At 41.4% G+C, this 11511-nt stretch carries 10 protein-coding genes; 8 read left to right on the top strand and 2 right to left on the bottom strand.

All coding sequences use genetic code 11. From position 1 onward, the window contains the following. The 3 genes from V7149_RS12780 to prfB all read left to right on the top strand — a co-directional run. The coding region (locus V7149_RS12780) for a DUF1028 domain-containing protein (protein WP_335346012.1) at window positions 1–420 on the top strand (420 nt) is incomplete at its 5' end. 487 nt (window positions 421–907) lie between these two features. After that, window positions 908–3421 carry a preprotein translocase subunit SecA gene (secA, locus tag V7149_RS12775; RefSeq protein ID WP_335346011.1) on the top strand — a complete coding sequence of 838 codons (2514 nt, stop codon included), beginning with the start codon at window positions 908–910 and terminating at the stop codon, window positions 3419–3421. Between the two features lie 245 nt (window positions 3422–3666). Further along, window positions 3667–4768 (top strand): peptide chain release factor 2 gene (prfB, locus tag V7149_RS12770; RefSeq protein WP_335346010.1). Its coding sequence is split into 2 segments (ribosomal slippage): window positions 3667–3738 and window positions 3740–4768, totalling 1101 coding nucleotides; the frame shifts between segments, so codons are not numbered across the junction. Between the two features lie 125 nt (window positions 4769–4893). Here prfB and V7149_RS12765 read toward each other — a convergent pair. Next, window positions 4894–5373: a hypothetical protein gene (locus tag V7149_RS12765; RefSeq protein ID WP_335346009.1), complete on the bottom strand. Its 480-nt coding sequence runs from the start codon at window positions 5371–5373 to the stop codon at window positions 4894–4896. Between the two features lie 237 nt (window positions 5374–5610). Here V7149_RS12765 and V7149_RS12760 point away from each other — a divergent pair, with 237 nt between their 5' ends. Both V7149_RS12760 and cccB read left to right on the top strand, forming a co-directional pair. Continuing rightward, window positions 5611–6477 carry a YitT family protein gene (locus V7149_RS12760; RefSeq protein ID WP_335346008.1) on the top strand — a complete coding sequence of 289 codons (867 nt, stop codon included), beginning with the start codon at window positions 5611–5613 and terminating at the stop codon, window positions 6475–6477. Between the two features lie 54 nt (window positions 6478–6531). After that, complete coding sequence (cccB, locus tag V7149_RS12755; RefSeq protein ID WP_335346013.1) at window positions 6532–6891, top strand: cytochrome c551; 360 nt, start codon at window positions 6532–6534, stop codon at window positions 6889–6891. A gap of 164 nt (window positions 6892–7055) precedes the next feature. Here the strand turns inward: cccB and V7149_RS12750 are convergent, their stop codons facing one another. Next, a complete protein-coding gene (locus V7149_RS12750; protein WP_335346007.1) occupies window positions 7056–7427 on the bottom strand; it encodes a hypothetical protein in 372 nt (123 codons plus the stop codon). A gap of 667 nt (window positions 7428–8094) precedes the next feature. Between V7149_RS12750 and ftsE the strand changes: the two genes are divergently transcribed. The 3 genes from ftsE to V7149_RS12735 all read left to right on the top strand — a co-directional run bounded on the left by ftsE (window position 8095) and on the right by V7149_RS12735 (window position 11408). Next, entirely contained in the window at window positions 8095–8781 is a 687-nt protein-coding gene (gene ftsE / locus V7149_RS12745; protein WP_335346006.1) for a cell division ATP-binding protein FtsE, read from the top strand. Next, window positions 8771–9664: a permease-like cell division protein FtsX gene (gene ftsX / locus V7149_RS12740; protein ID WP_335346005.1), complete on the top strand. Its 894-nt coding sequence runs from the start codon at window positions 8771–8773 to the stop codon at window positions 9662–9664. Before ftsE ends, ftsX begins: the two co-directional genes overlap by 11 nt. A 286-nt stretch (window positions 9665–9950) precedes the next feature. Then, complete coding sequence (locus V7149_RS12735; RefSeq protein ID WP_335346004.1) at window positions 9951–11408, top strand: S41 family peptidase; 1458 nt, start codon at window positions 9951–9953, stop codon at window positions 11406–11408. Window positions 11409–11511 lie beyond the last annotated feature (103 nt).

Below are 11511 nucleotides of genomic sequence, written 5' to 3'. Positions count from 1 at the left end.
TTGCTAGCGGCACTTGATGCGGGGCAATCAGCAGGCGGGGATAGCCGGGGCCAGCAATCTGCGGCACTCCTTGTTGTAAAAGATAGAGGCGGCTATGGCGGATTTAATGATCGTTATGTTGATCTTCGGGTTGATGACCATTCGGGACCGATTAAGGAGCTCATTCGCATTTACCAGCTGCAGCAGCTTTATTTCGCTCCAGCTAAGGCGGAAAATATTGTTGAGGTTGAGGGAGAAGTGAAGGGGTCTGTTGTACAAGAATTGGTTCGCCTCCAATATTTGGATGCCCAGCATGATAATGAACAGCTTTTTAAAGCGTTGACTACCTACATTCATACCGAAAATTTCGAAGCCCGAGAGCAGGCACAGGGGAAAATTGATTTGGATGTTTTGACGTATATGAAGAAGCAAAAAAAATAGCAGGCGGTCATGCCGCTATTTTTTTCTGTCCGGATTAGAAGTGGCGGATATATTTGAAATTTCGCGGATATATCGATAGAAGTGGCGGATATATTGAAAATCTCGCGGATATATCACTGAAAGTAGCGGATATATCAGAACTTAGCAATTTTACCAATAAAAATATATACAAATTTCAGTTCATTTAACAAAAGAATTCCAATTCGTATAATAAAATACAGACAATAAACTTCGAAGCCATCTAAAAATATGGTAAGAACAAACTATAAACAGTTTTCCGCCTAAATTCCCTTCTTACCCCTCCTAACCCCCATAAGTTGTCACTCCCTAGTGAAAGTGTTAATATTAATAGGTGTAAATATGCGATTTCATGGGAGGATTCAGCCGGTTAGCAGCGAATCTTTTTTAAGCTAAGCTGAGATTTAAGCAGATTGTAAAATAAGGCTTTCACATTTCCTCCCATATCCAATATAAAGGAGCGTTTTAAATGCTTGGAATTTTAAATAAAGTATTCGATCAAAATAAACGCGAATTAAAACGCCTAACCAAAATAGCTGATCAAGTAGAAACTTATGCGGCAGATATGGAAAAGCTTTCAGATGATGAGCTCCGCGGGAAAACGGAAGAATTTAAAGCGCGCTACCAAAAAGGCGAGTCATTGGATGATTTGCTAGTAGAAGCTTTTGCGGTTGTGAGAGAAGGCTCGCGCCGTGTTCTTGGTCTATATCCGTACCCTGTTCAAATCATGGGGGGAGCGTCCCTGCATGATGGAAATATTTCCGAGATGAAGACAGGGGAAGGGAAAACCTTAACCGCTACGATGCCCGTGTATTTAAATGCTCTATCAGGCAAAGGGGTTCATGTTGTAACGGTGAACGAATATTTGGCGAGCCGTGATGCGAACGAAATGGGCCAGCTGTATGAATTTCTTGGGCTCACTGTCGGGTTGAATTTAAATGGCCTGACAAAGGAAGAGAAGCAGGCTGCGTACTCTGCGGATATTACGTATGGCACAAATAACGAGCTCGGCTTCGATTATCTTCGTGACAACATGGTTCTTTACAAAGAGCAAAAGGTTCAGCGCCCGCTTTATTATGCGGTCATTGACGAGGTTGACTCGATTTTAATCGATGAAGCCCGTACGCCTTTAATTATTTCTGGTACTGCGCAAAAGTCAGCGGCCCTCTATATTCAGGCGAACGCTTTCGTACGTACGCTGAAAAAAGACGAGGATTATACATTTGATGAAAAAACAAAAGGAGTTCAGCTGACAGAAGAAGGGATGACGAAGGCTGAGCGTGCTTTTGGCATTGAGAACCTGTTTGACATTAGCCATGTAACCTTAAATCATCATATTACGCAGGCATTAAAGGCTCATTCGAGCATGCATCTTGATGTGGATTATGTCGTTCAAGAAGGTGAAATTGTCATTGTTGACCAATTTACCGGTCGTTTAATGAAGGGGCGCCGCTATAGTGACGGGCTTCATCAGGCCATCGAGGCAAAAGAAGGTCTGGAAATTCAAAATGAAAGCATGACGCTAGCCACGATTACATTCCAAAACTACTTCCGTATGTATGAGAAGCTTGCGGGGATGACGGGTACAGCGAAGACAGAGGAAGAGGAATTCCGCAATATTTACAATATGAATGTTGTCGTGATTCCAACGAACCGTTCGATTGCCCGTGATGATCGTGCCGATCTTATTTATTCATCGATCGATGGAAAATTCCGTGCGGTTGTGGAGGATATTGCGGAGCGCTACAAAAAAGGACAGCCTGTTCTTGTCGGTACAGTTGCGATTGAAACATCCGAAGTGATTTCGAAATATTTAACGAAAAAGGGCATTCGCCACAATGTTCTAAATGCGAAAAACCATGGACGTGAGGCTGAAATTATTGCCAATGCGGGTGAACAGGGTTCTGTTACGATTGCGACAAACATGGCAGGACGTGGTACGGATATCAAGCTGGGTGAAGGCGTTAAGGAATTGGGCGGATTAGCTGTTATCGGAACGGAACGCCATGAAAGCCGCCGGATTGATAACCAGCTCCGCGGACGTTCTGGCCGTCAGGGAGACCCTGGGGTTACGCAATTTTACCTTTCAATGGAAGACGAGCTAATGCGCCGCTTCGGTTCTGACAATATGAAGTCGATGATGGAGCGTCTTGGTATGGACGATTCTCAGCCGATTCAAAGTAAAATGGTTTCTAAAGCGGTTGAATCTGCGCAGAAGCGAGTGGAAGGAAATAACTTTGATGCTCGTAAACAGCTTTTATCCTATGATGATGTCCTTCGCCAGCAGCGTGAAATTCTTTATACACAGCGTAATGAAGTGTTGGAATCAGAAAATCTTCGTGAAATCGTTGAGAAAATGATTATGACTTCCCTAGAGCGTAATGTGGAAGCATTTGCTCCTAATACTGGCGATGATGAAGAGTGGAACTACCAAGGTCTGGTCGATTATGTGAATGGAAATCTTCTGCATGAAGGAGATATCACGGTTAATGACCTTCGCGGCAAGGAATCTGATGAAATCGTTGATGCGATTTTTGCAAAAGTAAAAGAACGCTACGATGAAAAAGAAGACATTCTTCAGCCAGAACAAATGCGTGAATTTGAAAAGGTTATCGTTCTCCGTGCAGTAGATTCGAAATGGATTGATCATATTGATGCGATGGATCAGCTTCGCCAAGGAATTCACCTTCGTGCGTATGGTCAAATTGATCCATTAAGAGAATACCAGCATGAAGGCTTCGCGATGTTTGAGCACATGATCGCGGCGATTGAAGAGGATGTAGCGAAATATATCATGAAGGCTGAAATTCGCAATAACCTTGAGCGTCAAGAGGTAGCAAAGGGTCAGGCTGTAAACCCTAAAGAAGATGGCGAAAAGGTGAAGAAAAAGCCAGTGGTCAAGCAAATCAGCGTGGGCCGAAATGACCCATGTATTTGCGGAAGCGGCAAAAAATATAAAAACTGCTGTGGGGTTAATGGATAACTGCTCACAGAAGAACTAATAAGGGCCGGCGAGCCGTTCAGAACACCTTTGCCGGCCTTCTTGCGGTTTTTTTAGCCTAAAAGGGCAAATTTCTATAAATTAGATGTGAAATTTTTAATAGGAAACAGTATAATAAATATCATGTTTTTTTAAATAAGGCTAAATTAGTGATTGTTGTTGATTTAGCCATATGTTTGATAATATTCCTGAGTAAAAATAACAATTCATTATATGAGGTGACGAAATTGGAATTAGCAGATATTCGACATGAGTTAGAAAAAGCAGCTAAGCGATTGGCGGACTTTAGGGGGTCTCTTTGACTTAGAAAACAAAGAGGCACGAATTGCGGAGCTTGATGATACGATGCTTCAGCCTGGTTTCTGGGATGATCAGCAGCAAGCACAAGTAGTAATTGGAGAGCTTAATGGATTGAAGGATCAAGTGCATGAGTTGTATGATTTGAACGAAACGTATGATAATTTGGAGTTAACCTATGAGCTTGTTAAGGAAGAGGATGACCAGGAGCTTCGGCAAGAGCTTGAGGCAGAGTTAAAGGAAATGTCCAAACGCTTCAACGAGTTTGAGCTGCAGCTTCTTCTTAGCGAGCCATATGATAAAAATAATGTCATTCTTGAGCTGCATCCAGGTGCGGGCGGAACGGAATCACAGGATTGGGGCTCCATGTTGCTGCGCATGTATACGAGATGGGCTGAAAAGAAAGGCTTTAAAGTTGAGACACTCGACTACCTTCCGGGAGACGAGGCTGGGATCAAAAGTGTAACCTTGAGTATTAAAGGCCACAATGCATACGGCTATTTAAAGGCGGAAAAAGGGGTGCACCGTTTAGTCCGAATTTCTCCATTTGATTCCTCAGGCCGTCGTCATACCTCCTTTGTTTCATGTGAAGTTATGCCGGAATTTAATGATGAGATTGATATCGACATTCGGACAGAGGATTTAAAGATTGACACTTACCGTTCAAGTGGTGCCGGCGGGCAGCACGTTAATACAACGGACTCTGCAGTAAGGATCACGCATATTCCAACAGGAGTGGTTGTGACGTGTCAAACGGAGCGTTCCCAAATTAAAAACCGTGAACATGCCATGAAGATGCTTAAAGCCAAGCTCTATCAGAAGAAAATCGAAGAGCAGGAACAGCAAATGGCCGATATTCGCGGGGAGCAAAAAGAAATCGGCTGGGGAAGCCAAATTCGTTCTTACGTATTTCATCCATACTCAATGGTAAAGGATCATCGGACAAACACAGAATCTGGGAATGTGCAGGCCGTCATGGACGGAGAACTGGATTCATTTATTGATGCTTTCCTCAGGTCAAAATTAAGTTAATAGATAAAAGCCTTTGCTCGATCTTACTATCAGCAAAGGCTTTTTTGTTTTATTGGGAATTTTGGCGTTTGCCTTTGATGATTGGGAGGCAATTACTTGAAGTGGATTCTCTTCCTTCGATTTCTTTAGTGCGTACTGTTTTTCTTTGTGTGAAGTTTTGTATCAACAGAAGTGACCTTTAAATTTTCAGAAATAATTCGAAAGTGTTCATCATGTTGATCTAATTTTGAATGGATATGCTTGAAATGGCTTCTAAACTCTGTAGCATTATTCTGAACCGTCTCCTCAAGCTTATAAAGTCTATGATCAATTGTATCCAATCTTTCATCAACGGCATCGAATCTTTGGTCCATAGCATCAAGTCTCTGGTCAACGGCGTTGAATCTTTGATCCATAACATCAAATCTTTGATCCATAACATCAAATCTTTGATCCATCGCGTCAAACCTGCGATCCATCGCCTCAAACCTTTGGTCAATCGATACAAACTTTTGATCAACGGCATCAAACTTTTCATCAACCGCATCGAATCTTTGATCAATTTTATCAAATCTCTTAGAATGATCTTTCAGCTGATCTAGAATTTCATAAAGAATTTTCTCCATCTTTGTTCACCTCCTTTTCGTGATTATACCACAGAATCAGGCTGAAAAAGCCTTTAGCCTTTTACTCATTCATAGTTTTAGCCAATACTCCGCAACCTACTATATAGGAAAAATTCCTAGGTCATTTTACCGCGTTAAAACAGCAGTCTGATGGCATTTACACATACATAACCTCATGCTATACTCACTGACGGCATTAGCTGCAATATCTGATTTTTACTTAAAAGGAGTTTTCCTATGAGAAAAGCAAGACGCGATTTTTCACAGAACATAATATGGGAAACCATGCAGGAATATCTATCCATACTCATCGGTGCTGCAATCATAGCGATTACGTTCAATGTGTTTCTGCTGCCGAATCAAGTGGCATCTGGCGGGGTAAGCGGGATTAGTACGATTTTGGCCGCGGTTGTGGGCTGGGAGCCGGCGTATGTGCAATGGGCTTTTAATATACCGCTCTTTATTGCCGGAATTGTGTTTCTCGGGAAGCAGTTTGGGGTGAAAACGCTGGCAGGTACCGTTTTTCTGCCGTTTGTCGTTTTTTTGACAAAGGGGTTTGAGCCATGGACAAATGACCCGTTATTAGCCTCCCTATTCGGCGGGATCGGAGTGGGACTTGGGCTGGGGATCGTTTTTAGAGGGAAAGCATCAACTGGCGGAACCGATTTGGCTGCACAGATTATTAATAAATACACGGGCCTGACACTTGGGACATGTGTTGCGATTATTGACGGCTTAATTGTACTGACTGCTGCGATTGTGTTTGATATTGAGAGAGGGCTTTACGCATTGCTGGCTCTCTATGTGACGAGTAAGACAATTGATATTGTTCAAATTGGAATGAAACATTCAAAGATGACGTTGATTATTACGGAAAAAGAAAATGAAGTTCGTGAAGGAATTCTGAATAAAATAGACAGGGGTGTGACAAAACTAACAGCATATGGCGGTTATACCGAAAATGAACGCCCGATTCTAATGTGTGTCGTCGATCAGACAGAATTCACAAAGTTGAAACAATTGGTCAAAACCATTGATCCTGCTGCGTTTGTCGTGGTTTCGGATGCCTCTGAGGTCCTTGGGGAGGGTTTCAAAAGGGTATAAGATATTGGTATAATATAGCTGTAGTATGTAATTTTACCAGAGGGGGATATAATGGTGAAAAAGAAGCTTCTTGCATTATTAATGGGTACATCCCTAGTTCTTGCTGCTTGTGGCGGCGGTGGCGACAATGCTACTGAAAAAGAGGATACAGGTACAACAGGCACCACAAACGGCGGTGAAACAACAACAGCTGGAGATGGAGATGCTCAAAAGCTGTATGATCAAAAATGCTCAAGCTGCCATGGTGCCAACCTTGAAGGTACTGTTGGTCCAAAACTTTCTAATGTTGGGGCTAGCCTATCCAAAGAAGATATTGAAAATATCATTGCGAATGGACAAGGTGCAATGCCAGCAGGTCTTCTTAAAGGCGATGAAGCAACACAAGTTGCAGATTGGTTAGCTGCTAAAAAGTAAATAAAACGAGAAAAACGCTCTGTTTTTAAAGACAGAGCGTTTTTTTTATAAGAAAGCATTACTTTTCTTGAGTTTAAAGTAAGCTACTTCTGAAAAGTAGAGTTTAAAAAAATAATCTCTTAAGGGCAAAGTTGTTTATCTTTATTTTAAACTATCGCCATATTTCACTGTTGGCCTTTCTTTTCAATAGCGCCCATTCCCTCTAAAAGTATCTTGGCATCAGAATTTAAATATTGGACTACGTCATTTCTTAATAGCAGTTCCGCTTTATCCTTTATAAATAATTTTAATCCCCTTAAATCAAACCTAGTTGCATAAGTATTAATTGAATGTATTGTTGCCATGTCCTGTCTGCTAAGAGACTTTGTAATTGAACTGTTTGTGAAAAAATCTAGTAAAGTCCTTGCATTACTTTTTAAAAGGTTTTTATTTCCATTTAATGAGTCGATATTCTCTTCAATATACTTTCTTGCAGTAACTAAATCCAGTTCTTCCACACTGATATTAATTTTAGATATTAGTTCTTGAATTTGCATATCATCATTCCCTTACCTTTTCCTTTTGCTTCTAGTATCGGATTCAAGTAAGAAAATTGAAGGCTTATCGACAATATTAGACATAATACTTACTTTTCATTTGGCGTTCGTGTTGTTGCGCATTATTGTCCTAATGTAAAAAAGCACATTAATATGTGCTTTAAATAAATTCAAATTCATAATCTTCGAGTGTCTATCCTTCGCCTAAATCTCTTGGGTGTCTTGGTTTCTTCCTTTGGGCAAAGCCCAGCCTGTTCAATTACTCCAAAAATCAAAAATAATCTCCAAAGGGCAAAGCAAGACCTATTCATTTATCACAAAAGTCAAAAGGAGTCTTTCCATGAGGCTCATTTTGTGCTTGTCGGGGGTGAACACAAGGAAAGCTTCTGCGAATATTCATTGCAGGAACAATTGTACTTTGATTGTCCGAAGGTGCTTGCGATTTTTTATTTCCCTCTAAATCCACTTATTTCACCGTGAAAAGAAAATGTAATAATTTTTCAAGGTAATTAGACAACCTATGATGTTATAATGGAAAAGTATAAATAGCTGAGGTGTCTTGTTTACGTTTTTTTGCTGTCGAATTTTAACGAATATTGTTTGACTGAGGCCCTAATAAAGTGAGCGGCCACTCAATCGAAACTTTAAGAAATATTAGGTGATGTAAATGATAGAAATGCAAGATGTATATAAAAAGTACCCAAATGGTGTAGTTGCTGCAAATGGGATTGATGTACATATTAAGCCGGGAGAGTTTGTGTATGTCGTAGGTCCAAGCGGTGCGGGGAAATCAACTTTTATCAAAATGATGTATAGAGAAGAGAAGCCTACGAGCGGAACGATTACAATAAATGGCGTAAACCTTGGGAAGTTAAAAGCGAATAAGGTCCCTCTCCTTCGCCGTAATATTGGAGTTGTATTCCAGGACTTTAAACTGCTGCCAACTTTATCCGTTTATGAGAATGTCGCTTTTGCGCTAGAAGTGACAGAGGAACAGCCTAAATATATTAAGAAACAGGTTATGGAAACGCTGGAGCTTGTGAATTTAAAGCATAAAGCCCGTATGCTGCCAACTGAATTATCTGGGGGGGAGCAGCAGCGTGTGTCAATTGCGCGTTCCATCGTCAATTCCCCTAAGGTTGTAATCGCAGACGAGCCAACGGGAAATCTTGACCCTGACACATCATGGGAAATTATGAACATCTTTGACGAAATTAACACAAGGGGTACGACTGTCGTGATGGCAACACATAATAAGGAAATCGTAAATACGATTAAGCACCGTGTAATCGCCATTGAGGGCGGAAAGATCGTTCGTGACCAGCAGAGAGGTGATTATGGCTATGAAAGCTAGAACATTACGCCGTCACCTAAGAGAGAGCTTGAAGAGTCTTGCGAGAAACGGCTGGATGACTTTTGCCTCTGCCAGTGCTGTAACGGTAACGCTTATTTTGGTCGGTGTTTTCTTCGTTATTATGATGAATTTGAATAAAGTGGCAACCGATTTAGAGGAGCAAGTTGAAATCCGCGTCCATGTCGATGTTGCTGCCAATGAACAGGATCAGAAGATATTAGGGGAAAAGATTGAAAAAATTTCAGAGGTGAAATCCGTTGTTTATTCTCCGAAAGATAAGGAGCTTGATAATCTGATTGAAAGCTTCGGAGAAGAAGGGGAAGCCTACAAGCTGTTTGAACAGGACAACCCGTTAAATGATGTCTTTGTTGTCAAAACAAAGAAACCTGCTGACACGATGATGGTCGCGAAAAAGATTGAAAAAATGGAATACGCGGCAAAGGTTAATTATGGCCAAGGGAAGATTGAAAAGCTCTTCTCATTCATCAAATCCAGCCGTAACGTTGGGATCGTTCTTATTGTGGGATTATTGTTTACGGCCATGTTCCTGATCTCGAATACGATCAAAATCACCATTGTTGCTAGAAGAAGAGAAATTGAGATTATGAGATTAGTAGGGGCTACCAATGCCTTTATCAGATGGCCATTCTTCTTGGAGGGCTTATGGCTCGGTATCATTGGGGCCATTATGCCAATCATTCTCGTTACGGTCTCGTACTATTATCTATATGATTTCCTTGCACCGAAGCTTAAAGGGAATTTTATAGAGATTCTCGCTTTTAACCCATTTGTCTACCAAATTTCCGGTTTGCTGCTCCTCATGGGCGCATTGATTGGAATTTGGGGCAGTATGATGTCTGTTAGAAAGTTTTTAAAAGTATAGGAATTTACGGAGGAAGGGGCCACTGGCTTCTTCCTTTTTGCGTTGTATTGAAATCGTGTTCTAAGTTTTCTATGTAGTCCGCAAAAATAAGATCTCATAAACCCTATCTCTCATAAAACTCTCATAACCCGTCCATTTTGGTCATATATTGAATTATTAAGGCCTCCCAATTATTCAAAAAGGCGTCAATATTTTTGAAAAAATGTTTATAAAAAGCGAAAGCATTCGCCTTCCCAAAAGCGGAACTAATCACCCTTAGTGTGTAGCGAATAGAAAGGAAGATGGGATGAATAGAAAATGGATGGCGTTATTGATGACAGGTTCACTTCTGACAGGGGCGGGCGGTACATATGCGGGCATGAAAGTCTTAAGCCAAGGTACCGTGCTGGAACGATTAGAAAATAAATCTTCCGAAATGGAAGAGGGAAATTTCCCATCGGCAACTGGAAAAGGTGATTTAACAAAAGTAGAGCAGGCGTATAGTCTTATTCTTAATAGCTATGTTGAAAAGGTTGGAGAGCAGCAGCTAGTAGAAGGAGCCATTCAAGGCATGCTTGCGACCCTTTCAGATCCGTATTCCATCTATATGGACAAGGAAACGGTCAAACAATTCAATGAGACTCTTGAATCCTCCTTTCAAGGAATTGGTGCAGAAGTAGGCATGGAGGAAGGAAAGATTATTATTATTTCCCCTTTTAAAGAATCTCCTGCCGAAAAAGCGGGATTAAAGCCCCGTGATCAGATATTGAAGGTGGATGGAGAAAGCTTAAAGGGGATGGATCTTTTCCAGGCAACCTCCAAAATCCGCGGAAAAAAAGGCACGAAGGTGAAGCTGGAAATCGCGCGCAATGGATTAAAGGAGTCGCTTATTGTTGAGGTGAAGCGTGACGAAATCCCTCAAATTACGGTGTTTCCAGAAATGAAAAGGCAAAATGGGAAGAAAATCGGTTATATCGAAATAACATCCTTTTCAAACGATACAGCTTCGGAGTTTGAAGAAAGCCTTAAGTCATTAGAGGAAAAAGGCATGGAAGGCTTAGTGATCGATGTGCGAGGGAATCCTGGTGGGCTATTAATATCGGTAGAGAAAATTTTGAAAGAGCTCGTCACAGATGGAAAGCCTTATATCCAAATAGAAAAACGCGAAGGTGAAAAGAAAAGATATTACTCGAGCTTAAAGGAGAAAAAGGAATACTCGATCGCCGTTCTAATTGATAAAGGCAGTGCGTCAGCTTCTGAAATTCTGGCGGGTGCCCTAAAAGAGGCGGAAGGATATGCGCTCATCGGGGAGAATACATTTGGCAAAGGGACAGTTCAGCAGCCGGTACCGATGGGGGATGGCAGCAATATTAAATTAACTTTATATAAATGGCTGACGCCTGATGGAAATTGGATTCATAATGAAGGGATCAAGCCGACATTGGAGGTAAAGCAGCCTAAGATTTTTTATACACATCCGCTCCAAATTAATAAAACTCTTGAGAAAGATATGAACAATGAGCAAGTGAAAAACGCACAGGAAATGCTCGAGGGCTTAGGCTATGGGCCAGGTCGAAGCGATGGATATTTCAGTGAATCTACGGAAACGGCTGTACGTGCTTTCCAACAGCAGCACGATCTGAAACCAACCGGAGCCATCGATAAAAAGACAGCCTCCGCACTCGAACAGGCGGTTATTGCCGAAATGAAAAAAGAAGAGAATGACATGCAGCTGCAAATGGCATTGCGGCTTGTAGCTAGATAATATAATGAAGGTCACCGTTTTTGATGAACGGTGGCTTTTCTGTTTTTTGAGGACCTTTGCCGCATGAAAAGTCCGTCCAGCTCAGCTGCAAGGACATTTTGAG

The sequence above is a fragment of the Bacillus sp. JJ1503 genome (assembly GCF_036965125.1).
Lineage (GTDB): Bacteria > Bacillota > Bacilli > Bacillales > Cytobacillaceae > Cytobacillus.
The sequence above is the reverse complement of the archived record's forward strand: the minus strand, read 5'-3'. Positions and strand labels throughout refer to the sequence as shown.